This window comes from Leifsonia sp. 10N434, assembly GCF_056394405.1.
Window position 1 is genome coordinate 82,564 of the sequence record NZ_JBFTHV010000007.1, and the last position, 24,572, is coordinate 107,135.

General features: G+C 68.8%; 17 protein-coding genes. 7 read left to right on the forward strand and 10 right to left on the reverse strand.

Features of this window, described 5'->3' with window-relative positions:
* The first annotated feature begins 108 nt into the window (after positions 1 to 108).
* Positions 109 to 1,185, forward strand: a complete 1,077-nt coding sequence (locus AC1DB1_RS16715) for a type III PLP-dependent enzyme domain-containing protein (RefSeq protein WP_271175633.1) — start codon at positions 109 to 111, stop codon at positions 1,183 to 1,185.
* A gap of 120 nt (positions 1,186 to 1,305) precedes the next feature.
* On the opposite strand, the gene AC1DB1_RS16720 is transcribed toward AC1DB1_RS16715, so the two are convergent.
* From AC1DB1_RS16720 to AC1DB1_RS16735, 4 genes are all read right to left on the reverse strand, one after another.
* The gene (locus AC1DB1_RS16720) at positions 1,306 to 3,120 is read right to left on the reverse strand and encodes an ABC transporter ATP-binding protein (protein WP_271175634.1); all 1,815 of its coding nucleotides are present in this window, start codon (positions 3,118 to 3,120) and stop codon (positions 1,306 to 1,308) included.
* The gene (locus AC1DB1_RS16725; RefSeq protein WP_271175635.1) at positions 3,117 to 4,970 is read right to left on the reverse strand and encodes an ABC transporter ATP-binding protein; all 1,854 of its coding nucleotides are present in this window, start codon (positions 4,968 to 4,970) and stop codon (positions 3,117 to 3,119) included. The genes AC1DB1_RS16720 and AC1DB1_RS16725 overlap by 4 nt, the downstream gene beginning before the upstream one ends.
* Before the next feature lie 392 nt (positions 4,971 to 5,362).
* Positions 5,363 to 6,586: a dimethylargininase gene (gene ddaH, locus AC1DB1_RS16730; RefSeq protein WP_477201622.1), complete on the reverse strand. Its 1,224-nt coding sequence runs from the start codon at positions 6,584 to 6,586 to the stop codon at positions 5,363 to 5,365.
* A gap of 25 nt (positions 6,587 to 6,611) precedes the next feature.
* The gene (locus AC1DB1_RS16735) at positions 6,612 to 7,691 is read right to left on the reverse strand and encodes a Glu/Leu/Phe/Val dehydrogenase family protein (protein ID WP_477201623.1); all 1,080 of its coding nucleotides are present in this window, start codon (positions 7,689 to 7,691) and stop codon (positions 6,612 to 6,614) included.
* A gap of 219 nt (positions 7,692 to 7,910) precedes the next feature.
* Between AC1DB1_RS16735 and AC1DB1_RS16740 the strand changes: the two genes are divergently transcribed.
* On the forward strand, positions 7,911 to 9,083 hold the full coding sequence (locus tag AC1DB1_RS16740) for a glycosyltransferase family 4 protein (protein WP_477201624.1): 1,173 nt from the start codon (positions 7,911 to 7,913) through the stop codon (positions 9,081 to 9,083).
* Positions 9,084 to 9,166: 83 nt separating this feature from the next.
* Entirely contained in the window at positions 9,167 to 10,414 is a 1,248-nt protein-coding gene (locus tag AC1DB1_RS16745) for a rhamnosyltransferase WsaF family glycosyltransferase (RefSeq protein WP_477201625.1), read from the forward strand.
* Here AC1DB1_RS16745 and AC1DB1_RS16750 read toward each other — a convergent pair.
* Both AC1DB1_RS16750 and AC1DB1_RS16755 read right to left on the reverse strand, forming a co-directional pair.
* On the reverse strand, positions 10,402 to 11,142 hold the full coding sequence (locus AC1DB1_RS16750; protein ID WP_477201626.1) for an ABC transporter ATP-binding protein: 741 nt from the start codon (positions 11,140 to 11,142) through the stop codon (positions 10,402 to 10,404). The genes AC1DB1_RS16745 and AC1DB1_RS16750 overlap by 13 nt on opposite strands.
* Positions 11,139 to 11,960 carry an ABC transporter permease gene (locus AC1DB1_RS16755; RefSeq protein WP_271175641.1) on the reverse strand — a complete coding sequence of 274 codons (822 nt, stop codon included), beginning with the start codon at positions 11,958 to 11,960 and terminating at the stop codon, positions 11,139 to 11,141. The genes AC1DB1_RS16750 and AC1DB1_RS16755 overlap by 4 nt, the downstream gene beginning before the upstream one ends.
* 33 nt (positions 11,961 to 11,993) lie before the next feature.
* Between AC1DB1_RS16755 and AC1DB1_RS16760 the strand changes: the two genes are divergently transcribed.
* Together AC1DB1_RS16760 and AC1DB1_RS16765 are read left to right on the forward strand one after the other, a co-directional pair.
* Positions 11,994 to 13,430, forward strand: a complete 1,437-nt coding sequence (locus tag AC1DB1_RS16760; protein WP_477201627.1) for a glycosyltransferase family 4 protein — start codon at positions 11,994 to 11,996, stop codon at positions 13,428 to 13,430.
* Positions 13,427 to 14,818: a glycosyltransferase family 2 protein gene (locus tag AC1DB1_RS16765; RefSeq protein ID WP_477201628.1), complete on the forward strand. Its 1,392-nt coding sequence runs from the start codon at positions 13,427 to 13,429 to the stop codon at positions 14,816 to 14,818. Before AC1DB1_RS16760 ends, AC1DB1_RS16765 begins: the two co-directional genes overlap by 4 nt.
* Here the strand turns inward: AC1DB1_RS16765 and AC1DB1_RS16770 are convergent.
* From AC1DB1_RS16770 to AC1DB1_RS16785, 4 genes are read right to left on the reverse strand one after another with little or no spacing between them, the layout of a single operon-like run.
* Positions 14,815 to 15,870 carry a glycosyltransferase family 2 protein gene (locus AC1DB1_RS16770; protein WP_477201629.1) on the reverse strand — a complete coding sequence of 352 codons (1,056 nt, stop codon included), beginning with the start codon at positions 15,868 to 15,870 and terminating at the stop codon, positions 14,815 to 14,817. The two genes, AC1DB1_RS16765 and AC1DB1_RS16770, sit on opposite strands and share 4 nt — an antisense overlap.
* The gene (locus AC1DB1_RS16775) at positions 15,864 to 16,982 is read right to left on the reverse strand and encodes a DegT/DnrJ/EryC1/StrS family aminotransferase (RefSeq protein ID WP_477201630.1); all 1,119 of its coding nucleotides are present in this window, start codon (positions 16,980 to 16,982) and stop codon (positions 15,864 to 15,866) included. The genes AC1DB1_RS16770 and AC1DB1_RS16775 overlap by 7 nt, the downstream gene beginning before the upstream one ends.
* Entirely contained in the window at positions 16,972 to 17,598 is a 627-nt protein-coding gene (locus AC1DB1_RS16780; RefSeq protein ID WP_477201631.1) for an LbetaH domain-containing protein, read from the reverse strand. Before AC1DB1_RS16780 ends, AC1DB1_RS16775 begins: the two co-directional genes overlap by 11 nt.
* 10 nt (positions 17,599 to 17,608) lie before the next feature.
* The gene (locus AC1DB1_RS16785) at positions 17,609 to 19,099 is read right to left on the reverse strand and encodes a glycosyltransferase family 2 protein (RefSeq protein ID WP_477201632.1); all 1,491 of its coding nucleotides are present in this window, start codon (positions 19,097 to 19,099) and stop codon (positions 17,609 to 17,611) included.
* A 101-nt stretch (positions 19,100 to 19,200) separates the two neighbouring features.
* Between AC1DB1_RS16785 and AC1DB1_RS16790 the strand changes: the two genes are divergently transcribed.
* Positions 19,201 to 22,413 (forward strand): glycosyltransferase, encoded by a 3,213-nt coding sequence (locus AC1DB1_RS16790; protein ID WP_477201633.1) that lies wholly within the window; start codon positions 19,201 to 19,203, stop codon positions 22,411 to 22,413.
* Positions 22,410 to 24,518, forward strand: a complete 2,109-nt coding sequence (locus tag AC1DB1_RS16795) for an acyltransferase family protein (protein ID WP_477201634.1) — start codon at positions 22,410 to 22,412, stop codon at positions 24,516 to 24,518. The genes AC1DB1_RS16790 and AC1DB1_RS16795 overlap by 4 nt, the downstream gene beginning before the upstream one ends.
* Positions 24,519 to 24,572: the final 54 nt, after the last annotated feature.

Below are 24,572 nucleotides of genomic sequence, written 5' to 3' on the forward strand. Positions count from 1 at the left end.
GGGGTTTCCGGCACGGGACCACCATGAGATCACACCGATCAGAACCCGAGGATGCCGGCCGGCCCGACGGCGGCATCCCCTGATCTGGGACAGCGAGGAGAAAGGCCCATGTTCACCGCAACCCGATCCGCACCGACGAGCGCCGTACCCGAGACGGCGTCTCGCACCGCGGAGGTGGACATGGTCCTCGCCTCGCTCGCACCGGTCGATCCCGACCTGGCCGACCTCGTGTCACGGCACGGCCTGCCGCTCGTGATCCTCGACATCGCGAGGGCGGTCCGCCAGTACCGCGCATTGCGGGAGGCCTTCCCCACGGTCGACGTGCACTACGACGTCAGCGCGCTCGCGCATCCGGCCCTGATCGAGGCGATCGCGGCCGACGGCGGCTACTTCGAGGTGGCGCACGACAGCGCACTCGCCGCGCTCACCGCGGCGCGCGCCGACCAGACCCGCGTGCTCCACGCCACGCCGGCGACCCATCCGCACGAGGTGCTCGCCGCCTACAACGCGGGCGTCCGCCGTTTCGTCGTCGACGGCCCGACCGACATCGAGAAGTTCGTCGGCTACCCCGACGATCTGCGCCTGCTCGTACGGCTCCGCCCGGAGGGGACGCCGCGCGGCGCCCACGCCCTCCCGCGTGGCGTTCGTGCCGAAGACGCCCTCCGCCTGGTGCGCTACTCGGCCAGCCTGGGCGTGCGGATCGCCGGATTCTCGCTCAGCGTGCCCGATGATGCCCTCACCGGCGACTACGTCGCCCAGATCGCCCGCTGCGCGGCGCTGATGGCCGACATCGAGACGACCACCGGCATCCGGTTCGACCTGCTCGATCTGGGCGACGCCTTCCCCGGGCGCGCGGCCCGCCGGCCGGGCGAACGGGGTGAACTGGCCCGCGCCATCCGGGCGCTCATCGCCCCGGCGACCTCGCACGTCGCGGTCACCGCCTCGGCCAGTCGCGCCGTCACCACGGAGTGCATCACCGTGATCGGCGGAACGGTCGAGCGCGACGTCGACCCGCTCGTCGCGAGCGACTGCATCGACGACGGCGCGGAGGTCGTCGTCATCGGCGCCGACGACGCGGACGGCTCGCCGGCGCGCTTCCCCTTCTTCCGCAGCTCCAGCGTGAGCAGGCATCGCGTCCTGCGCAGCGGAGCCCGCGGTGCACGACCCCGGTCATCGGCTGGCTGATCAACCCAACCCCTCAGCCCATCGAGAGCCGTGGCGGCGGGGAACACGAGGAGGCTTCCCTCGTGTCCCCCGCCGATTTCGCGTGTCCGGCCCTCGCCTTCGGCCTCGCCGTCGCTCTCGCTAGACCAGCGAGTCGCGCCAGGCCGCGTGCAGCTGCGAGAAGCGGCCGGTGCCGGCGATCAGGTCGCTCGGCGTGCCGTCCTCCACGATGGCGCCGTGCTCCATCACCAGCACCCGGTCGGCGATCGCGACCGTCGAGAGACGGTGCGCGATGATCACCGCGGTGCGGTCGGAGAGCAACGTCTGCAGCGCCTCCTGAACCAGGCGCTCGCTCGGGATGTCGAGCGAGCTGGTCGCCTCGTCCAGGATGAGCACCGCCGGGTCGGCGAGGAAGGCGCGGGCGAACGAGATCAGCTGACGCTGACCCGCCGAGACGCGTCCACCGCGCTTGTTCACGTCGGTGTCGTAGCCGTTCGGCAGACTCCGGATGAACTCGTCGGCGCCCACCGCGCCGGCGGCGGCCACGATCTCGTCACGCGTCGCATCCGGCTTGCCCAGTGCGATGTTGTCGGCGACCGACCCGCTGAACAGGTAGGCCTCCTGCGTGACCATGACGATCGCGCGGCGCAGGTCCTTCGGGTGCAGATCGCGCAGATCCACGCCGTCGAGCAGCACCGCCCCGTCGCTCGGGTCGTAGAAGCGGGAGATCAGCTTGGCGAGCGTCGACTTGCCGGCACCCGTCGAACCGACGAGCGCGACCGTCTGCCCCGACGGGATGTCGAGACTGAAGTTCGGCAGGATCACGCGGTCCTTCTTGTACGCGAACGTGACGTCGTCGAAGTGCACGTGCCCCGTCGAGTCCCACAGGTCCACCGGCTTCACGGGATCGGGAACCGTCGGCTCCTCCTCCAGAACGCCCGAGATCTTCTCGAGCGCCGCCGCGGCCGACTGGTAGGAGTTGTAGAACATCGCCATCTCCTCCATCGGGTCGAAGAACCGGCGCGTGTAGAGCAGCACGGCCAGCAGCACACCGATCTGGATCTGCCCGTCGGCCACCCGGAACCCGCCGATCAGCAGCACGACGCCGACGGTGAGGTTGCCGATCATCACCAGCCCGGGATCGAAGATCCCGAACAGCTGGATGACCTTCGCGTTCACGTCGCGGTAGTCCTCGACCAGGCCGCCGAACTCCTTCTCGTTGCGCTTCTCCTTGCGGAACGCCTTGACGGCGCGGATGCCCGTCATCGTCTCGACGAACTGCACGATGAGCTTCGCCGACGCCACCCGCGAGATGCGGAACAGCACCTGCGAGCGCTTCTGGAACCAGCGCGTCAGGAAGTACAGCGGAACCAGCGAGCAGAACAGCACGACGCCGCTCACCCAGTCGAGCGAGAACAGCATGATCGCGATGAACAGCATGTACAAGAAGCCCTGCACGAGCTGGTTGATGCCCGAGTCCAGCAGCTCGCGGATCGAGTCCAGGTCGCTCGTCTGGCGCGAGATGATGCGGCCAGACGTGTACGACTCGTGGAACTCGAGGCTGAGCTTCTGGGTGTGCAGGAACACCCGCTTGCGCAGATCGATCAGGATGGCCTGGCTGATCCTCGCACTGAGCACCGTGTACCACGCGATGAGCACGGCACCGATGATGCCGGTGAACAGGTAGGCGGCGCCGGCGAGCGCCAGCGGCATCCAGTCCTGCTTCATCAGCGCCGGCAGGCCGTTGTCGATCCCGAACGCGATGATCGCCGGACCGGCGACCTGGCCGGCCGTGCTGATCACGACGACCACCATCGTCAGGATGAGCCGCGTGCGCAGCGGCTGCAGCAGCGAACCGAGCAGACGCAGCGAACGCTGCCGGATCTGACGGCTCTCTTGTTTCGTGAAGTCGTTGCGTTCTTCGCCCTCGACTCCGATCACGGTTGCGGTACTCACAGGTTCACCTCCTGAAGGAGCTCTTCATTCTCTTCGTCCTCCAGGCTGGAGATGACGAAACGGTAGTGCTCGCTGGTGGCGAGCAGGTCGTGGTGCGTGCCGACGGCGGTGATGCGGCCGTCTTCCAGCAGCGCCACCCGGTCGGCGAGCATCACGGTCGACGGACGGTGGGCGACCACCAGTGCCGTCGTCGCGGCGAGCACGCGGCGGAGGGCCGCCTCGACCAGCGCCTCGGTGTCGACGTCCAGCGCCGACAGGGGGTCGTCGAGCACGAGGATCGAGGGGTTCGCAGCGACAGCGCGGGCGAGCGCCAGACGCTGACGCTGACCGCCCGACAGGCTGAGTCCCTCTTCACCCACCTTCGTGTCGACGCCGTCCGGCAGGTCGTAGACGAAGCCGGCCTGAGCGATCTCGAGCGCCTCGGTGAGCACGGCCTGCGCCTCGTCCGACGAGATGTCGAGGTCGTCGCGGCCGAGCAGCACGTTCTCACGCACCGACGCCGAGAACAGCGTGGCGTCCTCGAACGCCATCGCGATGCTCTTGCGCAGGTCGTACCTGGTCAGGTCGCGCACGTCGACGCCGTCGACCTTCACCGCGCCCCCGGTCACGTCGTACAGCCGGGTGGTGAGGGCGGTGAGCGTCGACTTGCCGCATCCCGTGAGACCGACCAGCGCCATCGTCTCCCCCGGCTTCACGGTCAGCGTGATGCCGTTCAGCAGGTCGGGGAAGCGCTCGGGCGAATCCTGGTACCGGTAGTGCACGTCGTCGAAGACCAGCTCGCCACGCGGCTGCTCGATCTTCTTCGGGTGCTCGGGATCCGTGATCGTGTTGACCTCGTCCATGACCTCGAAGAACCGGTCGGCGGCCGTGCGCGTGTCGAAGGTCATCGACAGCAGGAAGCCGATCGACTCGACCGGGAAGCGCAGCACGGTGGCCGTCGCGAAGAACGCGACCAGCTCGCCGACCGAGAGCTCTCCGAGCGAGGCCAGCCAGACGCCGACGACGAGGCAGATGCCGAACGCGACGTCGGGGACGAGCAGCAGCCAGAGCCAGATGCCCGCGATCGCCTTCGCCTTCTCGATCTCCGTGCCGCGCAGCTCCTCCGCCTGCGACTCGAAGTTCTTGAGCGCGTGCTTGCCGCGGCCGAACGCCTTGAGCACCCGGATGCCGTGCACCGACTCCTCGACGGCGGTCGCCAGGTCACCGGCCTGGTCCTGGCTGCGGCGGGCGATCAGCGAGTACTTGCCCTCGAAGATGAACCCGTAGATCCACAGCGGGATCGAGCACACCAGGAAGATCGTGCCGAGCAGCCAGTTCCAGGCGATCAGGATGCCGAAGCCGACGACGATCGTCACGACGTTCACGACCAGCAGCACGATGCCGAACGAGATCCAGCGGCGGATCAGGTTGAGGTCGCTGACGGCGCGCGAGAGCAGCTGGCCGCTCGGCCAGCGGTCGTGGAAGGCGACAGGCAGGTCCTGCAGCTGCTCGTAGAGCCCGTTGCGCATCTTCGCCTCGACGTGGGTGCCCGGGGTGAGCACGAACCAGCGGCGGAGCGAGATGAACACGGCCTCGGCGGCACCGAGGCCGACGACCAGCAGCGCGGCCGGCCAGACGGCGGCCGAATCGCCGGTCGACAGCGGGCCGTCGACCAGCCAGCGGAGCACCTGCGGGATGCTCAGCGCGACCAGGCTCGCCAGCAGTGCGGCGACCATGCCCAGCAGGATGCGGGGCGCGGCGGACTTGGCGAAGGGAAGGATGCGCAGCAGTGTGCGCACTGTGCCTGCCTTCTTCTGCGGTTGTTTCGTTTCAGTGTGAGGCGGGTGCTGAGGAGTTTCAGCGACAGACATGTTGTATCCGTTTTCTTGTAGTGATTGCTTCGTGGGGTCGCTCGTGACCCCGATTGAGAGCGTGCTGAGAGGTCGCCAAAAAGAGCCGTTCCACCGAGTGGTGGACTCCGCGGACCGCCGATGGTCCGCGCGACGTGCCGGCGACGATCAGCCGGGAACTGCGTCCTGCCTGGGACCTACCAGGCGGGGGCTTGCTCCGGGGACGCCGGCACGGCGACGGCGACGAGTCCGAACCCGCTGATGGTTCGTGTGTTCTCTGTCGTTGTCATGGCGTCCTCCCTAGCCCGATGCGTTCACGTAAGTGCCGCCGAGGCAGCCCTACAGACTATGCCTGAAAGGAAGCTGGGCGCAAGAGAGATCTCAGAACGGGTTCGAAGAAGCTCGCGCCGGCCTCAGCGGACGCGGATCGAGAGGCAGGTGACGCATCCCTCGAGCTTCTCGAACTCCGAGATGTCGACCTGGATCACGCGGTAGCCGAGGTCTTCGATCAGCGCGGCGGACTGCGGCGCGGAGGACGACATCAGCACGGTGTCGGGGGCGAGCACGACGACAGCGGTGCCGTGCGCCTCCGGAACCGGCAGGAAGCGGTCGAAGATCGAGGGGTCGTCGACGAGCGGTTCGTAGCCGATGACCGTTCCGTCCGGCAGTGCCGTGACCGCGGTCTTGAGGTGCAGCGCCTTGGTGACCGGCACGGCGATGACCGTGTAGCCGAGCGGTGCGACGAGCGCGCGCAGCTGGCGGATGCCCTCCGCGTTCGTGCGGCCGCCGCGGCCGACGTAGACCGTCGTGCCGACCTTCAGCACATCGCCGCCGTCGAGCGTGCCCGGCTCCTCGATGCGCTCGATGCGCAGGCCCTGCGACCGCAGCGCCGCCTCGGTGCCCGCCGTCTCCGGGCGGCGGCTCGCCGCTCCCGGCAGGGTGATGACAGCGGTGTCGCCGAAGACGACGGCCGTGTCCTCGACGAAGACCGAGTCCGCGAGCGTGTCGGCGCTGGCGACCTCGACGGTCTGCCAGCCGGCCTCCGAGAGGGCGGCGACGTACGCATCCCACTGGGCGTCGGCCAGCTCGGCGTCGATCTGCTCGCGCTCGATGTGCGTGGTGAGACCGTCGGCGAGGTTGGACGCCGGGATGCGCACCAGGGCGATGGTGCGGTCGGCGGCGAAGCGGTTGCGCGTGCCCTCGACGACGCGGAACAGCCACCGGCCGAACGTCGGGGTGAGAACGGCGATGGCCACCGCGTAGAGCATGTTGACGCCGAGCAGCGTGCCGAAGACGGCGCCGAGCAGCGCGCCGCCGAACGGCGAGCCGCCCGACGTCGCCGAGATCAGCGTGCTGGCCACAGGGGCCAGCACGCCGACCACGATGCCGGCGATGAGCGCCGTCCACCACCGGTCGAACGCGCCCAGGATCCCGGCGACGAAGAGCAGCAGCAGCGAGAAGACGCTCGCGAGCGAGAAGTAGTTGCTGACCGCCTGGTGCAGGGCGAACGACGGCGCCGTCGTGCTCGCCAGATTGCCGATCGTGAAGACGACGATCATCGCGACGTGCACGATGAGGGCGACGACGAAGGCAGTCAGAACAGAAGCGATGAGCCGGCGGCCCCACGAAGTGGTCATGGGAACCAACCCTAGCGGAGCGTTTCTATGCGTTCGCTGGTGCGTGCAGGCGCTCCAGAGCGACCTCTTCCGCGGCCTCGAGCGTGGTGATCCCCCGCTCCTGCGCGACGGCGAAGATCTCCGAGACCGTGTCGCCGATCTGCTCGACGCGCGCCGCCGTGGCATCCGCCGAGGGGTTCTCCTCGCTCATCATCGACAGGAAGATCACGCCGCCGGCGTTCACGACGAAGTCGGGCGCCCACAGGATGCCGCGGGCGGCGAGCCGCGCTGCGCCCGACCGGTGCGCGAGCTGGTTGTTCGCCGGGCCGACCACGGCTGCGACGCGCAGCTCGTCGATCACCCGGTCGGTGAGCACGCCGCCGACCCCGGCGGGCACGAACAGGTCGCCTTCGACGGCGTGAGCCTCCTCCGGCTCGACCCAGCGGGCGCCGAGCGCCTCGGCGAGAGTGCGCTTGGCGGGGTTCACATCGGTCACCGTCAGCACCGCTCCTTCACGCGCGAGGCGCATCGCGATGATCGAGCCCACGTGGCCGAGACCGAGCACCGTCACCCGGCGTCCGGCGACCGCGCGGCTGCCGAACACCCGCTCGAGCGTCGAGAGCAGCCCGGCATACACGCCGGCGGCCGTGGCGTCGCTCGGCTCGCCGACCCCGCCGGCCGACGAGGGGAGGCCGCAGACGTGCGACGTGCGCGTGGCGACCAGCGCCATGTCCTCGGCGGAGGTGCCGACGTCTTCCGCGGTCATGTATGCGCCGCCGAGGCTCTCGACCGCGTCTCCCAGGTCGAGCATCGCGTCGTGCCGCTCCTCGGCGGTGAGGACCGTGCCACGCGGAACGTAGACCACCGACTTGCCACCGCCGCGCTGGAGTCCGGCGGCCGCGTTCTTGAGGGTCATCCCCTCGGCCAGACGCAGCGAGTCGTTCACCGCCTCCGCCCAGCTGTCGTACGTCCACACCCGGCAGCCGCCCAGAGCCGGCCCGAGCACCGTCGAGTGCACGGCGATGCTGATCGTCAGCCCGCTGCGCCTTCCCTTGACGACGTGCAGGGTCTCGTGCGGCAGATTCACTCCGGTCGTTGCGACCAGATCGACGGGCATGACAGACATCGGTGTCTCCTTGTGGGATCGTGACAGTAATACGGGGGCCTGGTGGGCCCCGACCATTTTGCCATTACTGGCATTGCATGGGAACCGGGCGCCGACCCCCGTTCGGCCCCGTGCCGCCCCCTCCCGAACGGGGTTCACGGGGGTTGCGCGAATGGCATTTCTGCACCTCTGCATGTACGTTTTGACAGGGGGTCCACTAAAAAAACTGAAGGGGAGGCTGTGTCCCGTCGGCAGCGCGTGCTCATCGACGCCACAGCGATGCCCGCCAATCACGGCGGGGTCGCCCGCTACATCTACGGCGTCCTCGAGGGGTTCCCTCCCGAGTCGATCGACCTCTTCGTCGCCTGCCAGCCGGATGACGCACCGACCGTCGCGGCCGTCGTGCCCTGGGCGCACATCCTGAAGACCTCCCCGGCCCTGCGAGCACGGCCGTTGCGGATGCTGTGGGAGCAGTTCGTGCTCCCCCTGCGCGCCGTGCGCCATCGGATCGACGTCATCCATTCGCCGCACTACAGCTACCCGCTGCTCTGGGCCCGCCGCCGCGTCGTCACGCTGCACGACGCCACGTTCTTCAGCCACCCGCTGGTTCACACCAGCCTCAAGCGGCTGTACTTCCGCGGCTGGATCCGGCGTGCCTGGCGCAGCGCCGATGCCATCGTCACCCCGAGCGCCGCGACCGCGAGCGAGCTGAGCCGCTACCTGGGCGCGCCCCACGGCGTGGTGTCCGTCGCGCACCTCGGCGTGAACAGCTCGCGCTTCCACCCTCCGACGCCGGATCAGCTCGACGATTTCCGGGCCGATCACGGCCTCGACGACACGCGCGACTGGTTCGCCTTCCTCGGAACGATCGAGCCGAGGAAGAACGTCGGCTCGCTTCTCGATGCGTATGCCGCGATCCGTTCCGAGCTCGGCGAGAGCGCGCCCCGGCTGCTGATCGCCGGCGCTCGGGGCTGGGACGTCGAAGCCATCTCCCGGCTCGACGCGATGGGGGCGAACTCCGGCGTCTCATCGCTCGGCTACGTACCGGTGGACCACCTGGCCGCGCTCCTCGGCGGCGCCGTCGCAGTCGTCTACCCGAGCTTCGGCGAGGGATTCGGGCTGCCGGTCGTCGAGGCCATGTCGTGCGGGGCCACCGTCATCACCACCCGTCACCTCGCCATCCCCGAGGTCGGCGGCGACGCGGTGCTCTACACGGAGCCGGATGCGGCATCGCTGCGGGAGGCGATGCTGAACGTCCTCGACGACGATGCGATGCGAACCGACATGTCGGCGCGCGCGATCGTGAGGGCGACCAAGTTCGACTGGGCCGCGACGGCCCTGGCCCATCTGCGCGCGTACGAGAAGACGCCTGCCGACGCGGCGGCGGCCGTAGCCGGCTTCGAGGAATCGTGAAGTTCGCACGGATTCCCGGAATCCTCGGCGATCTCGTCCGGGCGAACATCGCCTTTCTCACCAATGAGAATCAGCGCGGACAGATGCGAGCGGCCATTCAGACGGGGGCGTTCGATCGTCGCACCGAAGCCCTGATCGACGGGGACGTCGCGGCCGCGCCGGCGGCGGCCTTCCCGTTCGCGCGACTCTCCAGCGGAAGCCTCGCCCTCACCGGCATCCGGGTCGCCTCGGGCGAGCCCGGCCGGCTCAACCTCGTGGTCGGCGAAGTGGAGCCGTCGAAGGTTTTCGCCGGCATCCACACCGCCCTCACCGCCGCCGCCGAACTGGCGACGAAGCTCGGGCTGCGGCTGCGGGTCGTCATGCTGGACGCGACGACGCCCGGCAACTCCGAGCGCGCAGTCGCCTCGTACCTCGCCGAGACGCTCGGCCTGAGCTCGGTCGACGTCGTGATGCGGGAGGGGATCCGCTCGCGCACCTACGGGTCGGACGACATCTGGCTCGCATCGCATTCGAAGACGGCGCACGCGATCCAGGTCGCCTGCGACACCGGAGTGATCGATCGCCGGCGGGTCGCCTACCTGATCCAGGACTACGAACCCGGATTCAGCGCCTGGTCCACCGAGTCGGTGCTCGCCCGCTCGACGTACCACGCGGGATTCCTGCCCGTGGTCAACTCCCTGCCGCTGTGGACGTACCTGCAACGCGCCGAGCAGCTGGAGCTCCCCCGGGAGCTCGTGTTCGCCCCGCGCTTCGAGGCCGCGAAACTGGAGGAGGCGGCCGCGGCGAGGAGGGCGCACCCCCGCGTCCGCGTGCTGTACTACGGCCGGCGATCCAAGCACCGCAACCTCTTCGCCCTCGGGCTCTCGGCTCTGCGGGCGACCGCTCTCGAACTCGGGGCACCGGATCCGAAGGTCGAGTTCGTCTCCGCGGGTGAGCAGCACGACACGATCGATCTGGGTCACGGCGCCCGCCTCACCAGCCGCGGCCGGATCGCCTGGAACGACTACTTCAGTTTTCTCAGCACGGTCGACGTCGCTCTCTCGCTGCAGCTGAGTCCGCATCCGAGCCACCCGCCGTTCGACGCCGCCATCTCCGGCGCCCTCGCCGTCACCAACGACTTCGACGGAGTGCGCGCCGGACTGCATCCCCGCATCGCCGCCGTCGAACCGACGACGCGCGACCTGTCCGCGGCCATCACGAGCGCCGTCCGCGAAAGAGCTGGACGCGATCCGCTGCCGTACCTCCCGGTCGCCGAAGGTGCGCTAGGCGCCGACTGGGACGACGTGGTCGACACCGTCGCCGAGCGGCTCAGCACCGGTCACGGCGCCTGATCGACCGCTGCCTCGTACTCGTCCATCACCGACGCTGCGTCGCCGATCCGCACCACGCGGCCCTGGTCGATCCACGCGACGCTGTCGCACATCTCACGGATGTTGGCAGCCGAGTGCGAGACCATGATCACGGTGCGGCCGGAGTTCTTCAGATCAACGAACTTCTGCATGCTCTTCTTCCGGAACGCAGCGTCGCCGACGGCGAGGATCTCGTCCACCACCAGGATGTCGGGATTGACGTTGATCGCTACGGAGAAGCCCAGGCGCACGTACATACCGGATGAGTACGTCTTCACCGGCTGGTCGATGAACTTCTGAACTCCGGAGAACTCGACGATCTCGTCGAAGCGCTTCGCGACCTCTTTTCGCGAGAGCCCCAGGATGGACGCGTTCAAGAAGATGTTCTCGCGCCCGCTGAGCTCCGGGTGGAAACCCGAGCCGAGTTCGAGCATGGAAGCCATCCTGCCTCTGACCCTGATCGAGCCCGAGTCGGGGAAGTAGATCTTCGCCAGGCACTTCAGCAACGTCGACTTGCCGGCACCGTTGCGGCCGACGAGTCCGAATGTCGACCCCTCCGGCACCTCGAACGAGACGCCGTTGAGGGCCCAGAAGTCTTCGTGGATGCTCCGGCGACCGCGCATCAGCGCCGTCTTGAGCGAATTGTTCCGTTCCTGGTACATGCGGAACTTGAGCGAGATGTCGTCGACGACGACAGCAGCACGGGTCACAGCAGCATGGCCAATCTCTTCTCGTTCCGCATGAAGATCACGAAGCCCAGCGCGAAGACGATGAGCGCCGAGAACACGCACCAGAGCGAATCCGACAGCTCCGGCCAGCGGTTGTCATACATCAGGTTGCGGAAGGCGGTGATGAAGTGCTCGATGGGGTTGAGCTCGTACAGGTGGAGGATCCACGCGCCGTGCGACCGGGCAAGGGCCTCGACGACCGAGATGGGGTACAGGATCGGCGTGAGGTACATCATCAGTCGCAGGGCGATGGAGACGAAGTGCTCCGTGTCGCGGAAGTGCACGTTCAGGATGGCCAGCATCATTCCGATGCCGACGGAGAAGATGGCGAGAAGAGCCATCAGCACCAGGATCGCGGGGATCCAGAAGAGCGGCCACCCGCCGAACAGCAGGATGATCACGAGAAGGAGTCCCATCTCGTTGAGCCAGGTGAAGCCCGTCGATCCGACGACCGCGAAGGGAAGGTTCATCCGCGGGAAGTAGACCTTCTTGATGAGGTTCGCTCCGCCGGTGATGGACGACATCGAACCGTGCACGACCTGATTGAAGAAGTTCCAGGGCAGCAGACCGCACATCAGCCAGATCGGATAGGCGTCGATGCCGCTCGGATTCCCGGGAGGCGGGTTCGCTTTGAACAGCAATGAGAACACGAGCGTGTAGACGAGCATCGTCGCCAGCGGGTTGATGAGCGACCAGAGCTGGCCGAGGATCGTGCGGCGATACTTGCCTTTGACATCGCGCATGGTGAGGTTCGCGAGCAGCTCGCGCGTCCCATACAGCTCTTTGATGTAGGTAATCATCAGCACTTTCTGTGGTCGGCCCAATGATCGGCCGTGGACAACCTGCCAATTCTAGGAGACGCCAGCCGTGAGTTCGCCTTCAACGCCGCGACGGGGACCGTAGGATCGAAGACTGTGCTCGTCTACTTCGTGAATCATTCCACTGCGCCCGTCAATCTGGGTGGCGCCGAGCGGTCGATGATCGCACTGGTCGAAGACTGGTACGCGACCGACCCCGACTTCGAAGCAGTCTTCATCACCAAGGCGCCGCACGGCAAATTCGTCGCCGCCATCGAGGAGCGCGGCTGGAAGTACCGGTCGTTCCTCTACCGCGGCTGGACGATCCCCGCTCCGAACCCGCCCGTCAGCGAGATCACCTACTTCGCGAACGACGACTACCGCTCGACCCTCGAGATCATCGAGATGATGGAGAACCGCCGACCCGATCTCGTCGTCACCAACACGCTGGTCGCCCCGTGGGGCGCCTTCGCAGCCGCGACGCTCGGGATCCCGCACGCCTGGTTCATCCGCGAGTACGGAGACCTCGACCACGGACTCACCTTCCAGAACGGTCGCCGGGAGACGTTCGAAGACATCGGGATGCTCTCCCAGGCCGTCTTCACCAACTCCCTCGCTCTGCGGGCGCATGTCGGCCAGTACATCGACGAGTGGGCGATCGATGTGGTCTACCCGCGGGTCGACGTCGACGAGGTCACCCGACGGGCCGCAGCGGCGCCGGCCGTCGCCCCGTTCGGCGCCGATCCGGGGCTCGCCATCACGGTCGTGGGCCGTCTCGCGGACTCGAAGGGCCAGTGGAGGGTCATCGACGCCATCGGGGCTCTGGCCGCCAGGGGTGTCCGGGCCAGCGTGTGCCTCGTCGGCGGCCAGGAGCGGCCCGACTACGACGTTCAGCTGCTCGATCGCGCGGCTCGCCTCGGGGTGGCCGACCGTGTTGTCATCGCCGGCGAGCAGGCGGAGCCGTTCCCGTTCATCGCAGCGGCCGACGTCTGCGTGACGCCGTCCGGCATCGAAGCATTCGGTCGCACGACGCTCGAATACATGGCGACCGGCAAGCCTGCGATCGCCTCGCGCGGAGGCGGAAGCGCCGAGCTCGTCGAGCCCGGAGTGACCGGTTACCTCTTCGAGCCGGACGACACGGCCGAGCTCGCCGACCGGCTGGAGCTGTACGCCAGGGACCGCGAGCTGATCGTCGCGCACGGAGAGGCGGGCCGGGCCCGGGCCGTCGAGCTCGTCTCGCACGAGTACAGCAATCAGGCCGCCATCGCCCGGCTCGTCGAGACGGCGGCGGCGGAGCCCGCGCGCCTTCCCAACGTCGCCCGCTACTGGTTCTCGCTGCCGCCGACCTACTTCGCCTCGGCCGGGAGGGGACGGCGCATCACGCTCGCCTTCATCCGCACGCGGCTCCCCGGACGCCTCAGGGCGGTCATCGCGCGGCCGGTCTCCGCCCTGCGACGGAGGCGATCGCGGTGACGCACCCGGTCACCATCGTCGTGCCGGTGTACGGCGACCTCGAGTCGTTGACCACGTGCGTGTCGTCGCTGATAGCGAACGTCGATCAGTCGGTCCACCGGGTGCTCCTCGTCAACGACAGCGGTCCGGAGGCCGACGCGATCGAGACGGCACTCCGCCGGCAGATCGACGGTCAACCGGCCTTCCGCTACGAACGCAACCCGTCCAATCTCGGGTTCGTCGGCAACTGCAACCGCGCCGTCCTCGAACTGGACGACACCGACAACGACATCCTGCTCCTCAACAGCGACACGCTGACCACGCCGGGCTTCGTCGAGGTGCTCTCGACGGTGCTCCACGCGTCCGACGAGAACGGCGCCGTGTGCCCGCGCAGCAACAACGCGACGGTGGCCAGCCTTCCGTTCGCCTTGCGCGATCCCTCCGTCGGGCGGCCGATGGAACGGACGGCCGCCGTGCACGCCGCGCTCGCCCCGCTCCTGCCCTCGCACACGTATTCGCCGGTCGCCATGGGGTTCTGCATCCTCATCAAGCGGGAGCTGATCCGCCGTTTCGGTCTCTTCGACGAGACCTTCGCACCGGGCTACGGCGAGGAGAACGACTTCTGCCTGCGCATCGGACGCCACGGGTACCGGTCGATGATCGCGCACGGCGCCGTCGTCTATCACCTGGGCGGGCGCAGTTTCCAGGGCGCACGCCGCGAAGCACTGCGGTCGGCGCACGAGAAGATCATCGTGTCGCGCTATCCCGAGTACACCGAGGCGGTGCAGCGCTACATCTACATCGATCGCGACCCCGTCGACGTCTTCGCCGACGCCCTCGTTCCCGGCGACGAGGTGGCCCGGGTGCTCATCCCCGTCGTGGGCGACGGTCATGGGCACGCCACCGCCGACGAGACCACACTGCTTCGCGCTGCGGGGCTCTGGTCGGGCCCGGTGCGCGTGACAGCGGTCGCCCCGGCCGCCATGCTCCGCGGGCTGGCGCGTGCGCATCCGTCCCTCGCCTGGCGCCGGGACGATCACGTCTCCGGGGTCTGGGACCTGGCTCTCCTCCCCGGCACCGAACCGGATGCCCGTCGCAGGGCCCTGCTCAATCGAACGTGCCTGCGCTGGGCCGCCGTCGGGACCACGGTTGTCGAGCACCTCACGGCGCGTTTCGACGAGGCGCCCGACGAGGCCGCGGTCGTCCTGCTCAGCCGGTGCGATGTCGACCTCGAGGCGCTCCGCCGTCGCTGGGCGCTCGAGACGAGCCGCCCGGACTACCTCGCCGACGCCGGGAGCCCGCGCGAGCCTCTGATGCGTCGCGCTCTGCGCCGCGCCGAGCGCATCGCACCGCGACCGGTCGGGTGGTCGAAGGCCGTGGTGCGGCGGATCCTGGGCCGCACGGGCTAGCCGGCGTCCGCCTCGTCGGTCGACTTGTGCGTGTACGGCGTCCAGTTGAGCACGCCGACGACCTCGTCGACACCGGCGAACCGCACTCCGGCCGCGAGCATCCGGCGCGCGAGGTTCCAGTCGCCCGGCTCATCGACCAGCCAGCTCTCCTGGTCGTACTCGAAGAACCGCAGGCTCCGGTGCACGAGGGCGCCCTGGAAGCTGAAGCCGCCGCGCTCCGGCGGGTAACTGAAGATGTGGGCCTCGGACCCGTCGACGAGATTCCGCTGTGTCAGAGCGCCATAGGCGACCTCTGCGCGCGAATCCTTCGCGACGGCGAGCAGACGTTCGATGTGGTCGGGCTCGAAGACGTCGTCTTCGTCCAATGGCGCGACCCACAGCCCCGTCGACCTCCGGATGCCCTCGTTCATCCCCGGCGAGCCGGCGACGAACCACCGGTGAGCGCGCCGCTCCGGATAGATCGAGCGGTGCGGGAACTCGACGTAGGTCACACGCGGGTCGCCGAGCTCGCGGATCGCCTCGGCCGTCTCGGGATTCGGCCCGTCGTTCACGATCACGATCTCGAGGTTGCCGTGCGTCTGCGCGAGCACCGACGGGAGCGAGATCGTCATGAGCTCGTGCGTCCGCTGGTAGGTCGCGATGCGCACGCTGACCAACGGGTCCTTGGTCGTCCACGGCTTGTCGTAGCCGGATTCCGCGCGGGCGGCGGCCAGCCGTTCGGCGGCGGCCGGCGTCGCGTCCCTCGCCGACTTCGCGAGCAGCGTCGCCCTCGCCGCGGCCTCGTCCAGCGCCGCGGTCGTCGACGACAGCGCGGTCAGTGCTTCCCCGGTCGCCGTCTCGAACGTCGCCGAGCGCGCCGCGAGGTCACGCACGCCCTCGTCGAGATGCCGATCGACGACGCGCAGCTCCCCCACGACCGTCGACTGGACCAGGTCGGTCAGCGCCTGGATCTGGGCTCGCAGCTCGCGCTGCTCGTCGATGATCTGCGCGACCTGGTCGCGGAGACGGGTCCGGCGCCCGTCGGAGCCGGCGGAGTTCGATTCATTCACCACGGATCGACAATACCGGTCGCGCCGCCCAGCACCCTGGCGATCTCCTCGACGGTGCCCTCGTCGATCCCGGAGTGCACGGGCAGTGACAGGATGCGCTGCTCGACGTCCTCGGTGACCTCGAGCGGCCCACGGGGCACGTCGGCGAATCGAGGGTGCCGATGCAGCGACGGCGCGTAGTAGGTGCGGGCCTCGACCCCGACACCGGCGAGCGCCCCGACCAGTTCGTCGCGAGGGGCGCCCGCAGCGAGCACGACCGGCAGGAACGCGAGGCTGGAACGCTCGACGTTGGAGGGGAGGCTGTGCGCACCGAGCCGCGCCCGGTACCAGCCGAGCACCTCACGCCGAGCCTCGACGATGCGATCGATTCGTTCGAGCTGGCGGACACCCAGTGCCGCGGCGAACTCCGAGAGCTTGCCGTTGAAGCCCATCCGCACCGACTCGCGCCCCCCGTCGAAACCGAAGTTGCTCGCCGATCGCAACCGCTCTCCGATGTCGGCGTCGCGGCTGGTCACCGCTCCGCCCTCACCGACGGCGAGCGGCTTCGTGGCGTGGAACGAGAAGACCTCGGCGTCTCCGCGTCCGCCGATCGGGGTGCCGTCCGGGTACTCCGACCCGAAGCCGGCGGCCGAGTCGATCACGAGCGGGAGCGCCGCCTCCGACGCCAGCCGTTCCCACTCGGACACCAACGGTGAACCGATGCCGAACGGATTCGCGAACAGGAGGCCGGCGACGGGGCCGTCGGCGATCGCTTCGCGCGCGCGTTCGGGATCGACGCCGAGCGAACCCGGCTCGATGTCGACGAACACCGGCACGAAGTCCAGGAGTTCGATCGCCTGAACCGCGGCGGCGAAGGTGAACGAAGGCAGGATGACACGCCGGTTGCCGTCGCCGCGCCCCATCAGCGTGCCGATGGCCGCGATCAGCCCCGTGGTCGCGCTCGAGTACGTCGCAACGCCATCGACGCCGAGCCTGCGCCCGATGCCCGCACGGAACCGCTGCTCGAAGGGGCCGAAATTGCTGAACCGGCCACTGGCCGTGATGGCGGCGTAGTCGGCCGCGACGTGCTCGGTCGGCGGGAACTCCGGACGGATGAGCGGATGGCTAGAGCTCACGGGCCCACCCTTCGGCGATGCGCAGCGTTCGGGCGGGATTTCCGATCACGACAGCGTTCGGCTCCTCGACGTCCGCCACGACGACCGCTCCCGCTCCGACGATGACTCCGTCGGCGATCGCCACGTCGTTCTTGACGACGGCGCCGATACCGATGACCACCCCGGCTCCGAGGCGGCAGTGCCCGCCGATGCGCGCGCCGGGCCCGATGGTCGCGAAGTCGCCGACGATGACGTCGTGGGAGATGCTGGCGCCGACGTTGACGATCACGTGGTCCCCGACCAGCACGGATGCCGTGAGCACGGCTCCGGGAGACACGATCGAACCGTCGCCGATGCCGACCGTCGGGCCGACGTAGGCGGCCGGAGAGACGTAGGTGCCGAAGCGATCGCCCGGCCACCGTGAGACGAGCTCCCGGCGCACGGCGGGGGCACCGACGGCGGCGATCACCTCGCAGCCCCTCTGCTCGTCGCTGGGGGCGGTGACATCGATCGTGCCGCCCGCCGCGGAGAGATGCTGTGCGTCGACCGCGTAGAACGACACCGACTCGGCACCGATGTAGGCGGCGAGCTCGCTCGCCTGGCCCCCTGCTCCGAGGATGCCGATCGTGGTTGGCATGGTCACGATCCTACTGAGAGGCCGTTCGGCGCTGCCGGTCGAGGTACAGCTCGACGGCGGTGAAATGCGCCCAGCGGCGCTCCAGACGCTCGAGGAACGCCGCGAGGTCGGGTGCCCCGGCTCGCACGACCGACTCGATCTCGTCGACGACGGCACCGCCGTCGGGCACCGGACCGGGGAGGAGCTCCGGCGCCGCTCCGCTGAGCGACGGACGCTCGCGGGACAGATCGCGGCGGCCCCCTCCGAGCTCGATCCACCAGTCGGCGAACGCGTGGAGCTCGTCGGCAGCGACCCGGCTCTCGCCGGCGCCGACCTCGCGGCTCCAGGCGATCGGAGCCGGATCGAGGACCGAGACGCCGACGGTACGAAGGTGCCGCCGGTTCGCCTCCACCAGTCGCTGCCCGTGCACGCCGTCGGCGATCACGACGCCCACGTCGAAGATCTCCACGGGGTCGGGGGTGGCGTTCACGATCCTGGCGCGCGACGGGTCGACTCCGAGCGCGACCGCGTCATCCGGATCGGCGACGATCTGCACGTCGAAGCGCTCCAGGAGCGGCTCGAGCAGCTGCGTGCGGATACGCGCGAGCGCCTCGAACCGCTGACCGGCCTGCGGCAGGGCATCGCTGAGCCCACGCAATTCGATCTCGGCCTTCGGCCGGCCGTCGCGCGGCACGATGACGTCGGCGAACCACTCCGCCGCTCGCACTCCGAAGTAGTTGTAGTAGCGAACCGCGCGGCGGTAGTACGGGTACTTGCTGTCGAGCAGCTTCTCGTGCGCGTCGCGGATCTCGTTGCGCCCGACGCTGACGAAGCTCTTGGAGCCCTCGTGGAAGACGAGCGCGGTGTTCGCCATCACCGACAGGTAGCCCGCCTTGTTGATGCGCAGGCAGTAGTCGTTCTCTTCGCCGTATCCCGGAGCGAACTCCTGCGCGAACAGTCCGTACTTGCGGATCAGCTCGCGTCGCGTGAGAAAGCAGAAGCCCATGGCGACGGGGACGACCGTCGAGGCGGGCAGGAAGGGCGTGATGGTGTCGTAGACGGCCTGCGTGCGTTCGAAGGTGCGCGCCGACGCCGGATCGGCGAGGCGGTAGGGGATGCTCGCGATCGTCGCGCTGTTGCTGCGCGCCGTGACGACGCCGTGACGTTCATCGGCGTAGAGCACGGCCTCCATGGCGTCGACGAAGCCGTCGGTCGCCACCGTGTCGCTGTTGAGAAGGAGGATGTCCCTGTCGCTCTGATCGAGCTCCAGTGCCGCGCGATTGCACGTGCCGACGAAACCGAGGTTGTGCGGATTGCGGTGGTACTCGAAGCCGTCGAGCCCCTCGATCTCGCGGAGCATCGCCTCCTCGATGACGTCGGCATCGGGACCGACGTCGTTGACGAGCAGCACGTGGTGGCGCGAGAAGTCGACGGTGGACTTCAGCGATCGAACGCACTCGAGCAGTGATTCGAGATCGCCGTAGATCGGTACGACGACGGTGACACCGGGGGTTGAACTCACAGACTGATCCTCCTGGCCGACACGACCTGTTCGAGGCACCGTGTCGGCGCCGAACGACCCCTCAGCCTACCTGAACGGCAAAGTCCGGCTAATGTCGTTCCGTGCGTGTTCTCGTCCTCTGTCATAGCCCCGCTTACGAAACACTCGGCGGCGCTGAAAAATCGGTCATTGCGATCGCCTCCCGCTGGCGTGAACTCGACCCCTCGGTCGAGTTCACTTTCGTCGTCCCCGCGACCGACGGGCTCCTCGCGCCGGCGCTGACCGCGCGCGGTTTCGCCGTCAAAGGCATCCCGTCCTTCCCCTGGGTGCTGCGCAAGGTCCCCGACGACGGAGAGCGGATCCTGCGGTACCAGCGGCAGAACGCGCGCGCCGTCGAGCGCCTCGTCGAACTGATCCAGCGCGAGAAGACCGACCTCGTCGTGACGAACTCGATCGTCAACCCCTGGGCCGCCGTCGCCGCATCCATGGCAGGACTCCCCCACGCCTGGCTCGTGCGCGAGTTCGGCGACCTCGATCACGGCCTGCAATTCGAATTCGGGGTCGAATCGACGTGGCGCGACATCGCGTCCCTCTCCGATCTGGTGGTCGCCAACTCCGAAGCGGTCCGCGACCACATCGAGTCGTTCGCCCCCGGAACCGGCGCCGCGATCTCCTACCCGCCCGTGGCACTCCCCGACGAGGCCGCCGCCGACGAGCAGCCGGATCCTCACGCACCGACCCTCTCGATCGTCTGCGTCGGCACGCTCTCCGTCTCCAAGGGCCAGGCGACCGCCGTCGCCGCGGTCGCCCGTCTCGCGCAGGGCGGCGTCGACGCCGAGCTCACCCTGGTCGGCGCCGACTCCCCCGCCGGATATCGCGACGAGCTGCGCGCTCTCGCCGACCGCCTGGGCGTCGGCGACCGGGTGACGATCCTCCCCCCGACCGACGGCGTGCAGGAGATCATCCAACGAGCCCACATCGGTGTCACCCCCTCGGTCATGGAGGCCTTCGGACGTGTCACCCTCGAGTACATGCTGCTCGGCAAGCCGGTGGTCGGCGCGCGCTCGGGAGGCACGGTCGAGCTGATCGATTCCGGTCGCTCCGGCTACCTGGTCACCCCCGGCAACGCCGACGACATGGCCGTCGCTCTCGCGGCGTACGCACACGATCGCGACCTGATCGCCCGGCACGGCGCCAACGCACGAGAGCGTGCGGTCGCGTTCACCAGCGGCGATCGCACCCTGGACGCCCTGGTTGCCCGCCTGCAGGAACTGGGCGCGACGAGACGCGGTGCGGCACCGACCCCGCGGCTCGTCGCCGCGACCATGGGCGAGGCTGGTCGCGCCCTCGACTGGGTGCGGCGCAGCATCGACAACCGGACCCAGACCGCGGAGTACCGCCTCGGCGCTCGGGTCGTCGGTCCAGCGCGCCGCGCGCGGAACCTGGCGAAGCGTGCCAGACGCGGTGTCGACTCCGTGGTGTCGGCACGGCCGTCCGAGACGAAGCGCGCTCCGTCCGCGAGCCGGGGTCCCATCGACGTGACCCGCGCGGTCGGCGCCGGTGCAGCCAAGCAGAAGCGTGGCATCCGCACCGTGGCGAAGGACCAGGCTGTGGCCGTCGCGCTGGTACGGCGCGGGCTGGTCGACAAGGTCTTCTACGGCATCCAGGCCGGCAAGCGGTTCGCGACCGATCTCGACGCGGCCCGTCACTTCCTCTCGACGGGCGTGGCCGCCGGCCTCGCCCCCTCGGCGCTGTTCGAACCGGAATGGGCGGGAGCGATCTCCGGAAAACCCGCTCCGATCGTCGTGCGTTACGTCGCCGGCCACGGCGGCACGGATCTCGGGCGCGTGTGGACGAAGCCGATGCACGAGTCGTCCACCGAGCTCGTCCCCTCCACCACCGTCGCCCCGGACGTCCTCCTGGCCCCGCCCGTCGACGGCTCCGCCTTCACCGATCCGCGCAAGCTGTACGACCGTGTCGGACGCTTCGAGGCGTCCGAGCTGTCGCGGCAGCCCAGCTCCGCGGTCACCGGGATCCACTGGAACGAGCAGCTCGCCGCCAGTGCGCAGCGCTCCGACGACGTGGTGTCGATCCTGATGCTCACCTACAACGACTGGCGCCGCACCATCGTCGCGATCGACGCTGTGCTCGCAGCGCAGACCGATGTCGAGTTCGAGCTGGTGCTCGTCGACAACGGATCGAAGCCGCAGGTGCGCCGGATCCTCCGCGCGCTCTACGACGACGACCCGCGCGTCACGATCATCGTCTCCCCCATCAACCTGAACTTCGCCGGCGGCTGCAACCTGGCGTTCGTCCACTCGCGTGGATCGCGCATCGTCCTGCTCAACAACGACACCGAGGTCACGGACGGCTGGTTGGACGCGCTCGTCGCGCCGTTGGAGGACCCGGCGACAGTCGGTACCCAGTCGCTCCTGATCTACGCCCACGGCACCATCCAGACCGCCGGAACGGTGTTCGACGGCCCGACCGTTCTACCCAGGCACTTCCTGACCGATCACCCGATCGAGGACGCACTCGCACTCGACCCCGGGACCCTCGACGGCTTCTCCGCCGTCACGGCCGCCTGCCTCGCTCTGCGGGCACGCGACTTCGCCCAGGTGCAGGGCTTCGACGAGCTCTTCGCGAACGGCATGGAGGACGTCGATCTCTGCCTCCGCCTGCGCGAGGAGCTGGACGGCACGTTCCGCGTTGTCACCGACTCCCGGGTCGTCCACTACGAGAGCGTCAGCGAGGGCCGTGGCGCCCGCACGGTCCCGAACCGCGCGCGCTACTGGCAGCGCTGGGCCGGATCAATGCCCCCGTCGGACACCTGGCGGTACGACGAGCTCGGTCTGGCCACCGTCTCCTTCGCGCCCCGCGGCAGGAAACCGGGCGAGATCGGTCTCACGCACGGCACGGAGCCCACGACGATCCGACTCACCGGTGACCGGGCGCAGCGGCTCCGCGTGGCGGTCCGTCGTCCCTACCTGTCCCTCAAAGACGGACGCACGCCCGTCCGCGGCCTCGTGGTGGATGCCGTCGTCGCAGCCGTGCAGGCGAGCGACGCGCACGTCATCGTGGACACGGCGTCGACGCGGTATCGCCGCTCCCGCGTGCTCGACGACGTCGTGGTGCACTTCGCCTTCGACGGCGAGCCGGACATCCAGCCGGGCATCCGGAACATCGTGATCGCCTCAGGCGACGACATCGATCGTCAATTCGTGCGCTTCGGAGATGTGATCATCCGACTTCCGGAGCCCGATGCGGACGGTGCGGACACCGTCTTCGAGCTGGACGCCGACGCCGAGCGCGAACTGCGCGCAGCGATCTCGTGACGGCCCCGGCTCCCACCGGAGTCGCCGCGACGTCGACTCCGCGCGCGAAGCAGAGCTTTCCCGAAATCCAGGCATTGCGCACCCTTGCCGTCGGCGGGGTGGTCATCTATCACCTGTTTCCGGGTGTCCTGCGCGGCGGGTATGCGGGCGTCGACGTCTTCTTCGTCATCTCTGGATTTCTCATCACCGCGCATCTGCTCCGCGAACTCGACGCCACCGGGCGCATCCGATTCGGCGCGTTCTACGCCCGACGCGCCCGGCGCCTGCTGCCTGCGGCCCTCCTGGTGCTCGTCGTCACAGGCATCCTGACCTTCCTCCTGCTCCCCGAGCGCAACTGGCTCCAAGTGCTTCAGGAGATCGGCGCGTCCGCGGTCTACGTCGAGAACTGGGTGCTCGCCGCCAACTCGGTCGACTACCTCGCGCAGAGCACTGCCATCGCCAGCCCGGTTCAGCACTACTGGTCGCTCTCGGTGGAAGAGCAGTTCTATCTCGTGTGGCCGCTCCTGCTCGTCGCCGGCTGGTGGATCTCCTCCAAGCTGATCCCAGCCCGGCGCCGTGCAGTCCTGACCTGGATGCTCTGCATCGTGTTCGTGGGCTCGCTGATCACGAGCATCGCTCTGACGACGTCCGACCCCGGTCCCGCCTACTTCGCCACGACGACGCGGGCGTGGGAGTTCGCCGCCGGGGGCATCCTGGGCCTCCTCGTCGCGCGGACCACACGCTTTCCGCGCGCGAGGGCGATCCTGTCCTGGGTGGGGTTGGCCGCCATCGCCGTCACCTTCCTCTTCTACACCGGTGCCGTTCCCTTCCCCAGCTACACCGCGTTGCTCCCTGTTCTCGGAACCGTCGCGGTCATCGCTGCCGGCAACCCGGCGCCGGTCTGGTCGCCGCGCCTGCTCATGAGCTGGAGGCCGGTCCAATACATCGGCGACATCTCATACAGCCTGTATCTGTGGCACTGGCCGCTCGCGATCTTCGCGATAGCGATGCTGGGCACCGTCGGCGCCGTCGGCCACGTGCTCGTGGGTGTCGTCGCCATCGTGCTGGCGGTTCTCACCAAGCGCTACGTCGAAGACCCCACCCGCAACGCGCCGATACTCACGTCGCGCCACCCCCGGGCGACCCTTCTCATGACGGCGGGAGCGATGGCCATCGTGCTGGTCGCCGTGACCGGCGCCTCGCTCGACGTGAAGCAGGGCCTCGACTCAGACAAGCACGCTGCCGCAGCGGCTCTGGCGCACGGTGACGGATGTCTCGGCGCGGGATCGCTCGCTCGCCCGGGATGCACCACCGGCCTCCCGGCCACGAAACTCATCCCGGGTACCGCTCAAGCACCGCAGGATGCCGTGATCACGCCGGACTGCTGGAGCCGCGACGGGGACGATACGTTGCGCGTGTGCTCTCAGGGTCCTGCCAACTCGCCGGCACTGCGGGTCGCTCTGATCGGCGACTCGCACAGCAACCAGTACCAGGCCGCGCTCGAGCAGATGGCGAAGAAGTACCGCTGGCGGGTGGACTTCATCGGCAAGTCCAGTTGCGCGTGGACGACGATCCCCCTGAACGCGCCCGACGCCTGGAACGCCAACTGCGATTCGTGGCGCTCAAAACTCAATGAGCGGATCCTCACGGGCGCACCGTACGACCTGATCATCACCAGCTTCTCCGCGACCCTGGCCTACCAGGCGGCGGCCGGGGAGACGCTCGAGGAGACGGAAGCCCACGGCTTCGCAGAGGCCTGGAAGCCCGCGGTCTCCCGCGGTACCCGGGTGGTCGCGATAGAGGACAACCCACGGCCCCGGCCTGATTTCCTCGATTGCATCGATGCGCATCCGAGTGACGCGGCGACGGCGTGCGTGCGTGGTCAGAAAGAGGCTTTCGGGTTCGTGGACGGCCAGCGCGCCGCAAGCGCCGAGGTACCCGGCAGCACGGTCATCGACCTCTCCGAGTACTTCTGCTCCGGGGGTGTCTGCCCCACCGTGATCGGAAACGTGATCGTGTACCGCGACCGCGACCACCTCACGTCGAGCTACACACGCACGCTCGCCCCGATGCTGCGCGAAGCGATCCTCGCGAAGACCGGCCTGAAAGAGAAGCCGGCCGCGTGAGAACAGGCGGCCGGCCTCCGGTCGAGACCGACTCGCGGCGCTGATCGAGCGTGT

Excerpts from the sequence above, each read along its gene's own strand:
- AC1DB1_RS16725 (WP_271175635.1), bottom strand. The coding sequence starts at position 4,970 with ATGTCTGTCGCTGAAACTCCTCAGCACCCGCCTCACACTGAAACGAAA.
- AC1DB1_RS16755 (WP_271175641.1), bottom strand. The coding sequence starts at position 11,960 with ATGATTACCTACATCAAAGAGCTGTATGGGACGCGCGAGCTGCTCGCG.
- AC1DB1_RS16780 (WP_477201631.1), bottom strand. The coding sequence starts at position 17,598 with ATGCCAACCACGATCGGCATCCTCGGAGCAGGGGGCCAGGCGAGCGAG.
- AC1DB1_RS16715 (WP_271175633.1), top strand. The coding sequence starts at position 109 with ATGTTCACCGCAACCCGATCCGCACCGACGAGCGCCGTACCCGAGACG.
- ddaH (WP_477201622.1), bottom strand. The coding sequence starts at position 6,586 with ATGACCACTTCGTGGGGCCGCCGGCTCATCGCTTCTGTTCTGACTGCC.
- AC1DB1_RS16745 (WP_477201625.1), top strand. The coding sequence starts at position 9,167 with ATGCGAGCGGCCATTCAGACGGGGGCGTTCGATCGTCGCACCGAAGCC.
- AC1DB1_RS16735 (WP_477201623.1), bottom strand. The coding sequence starts at position 7,691 with ATGTCTGTCATGCCCGTCGATCTGGTCGCAACGACCGGAGTGAATCTG.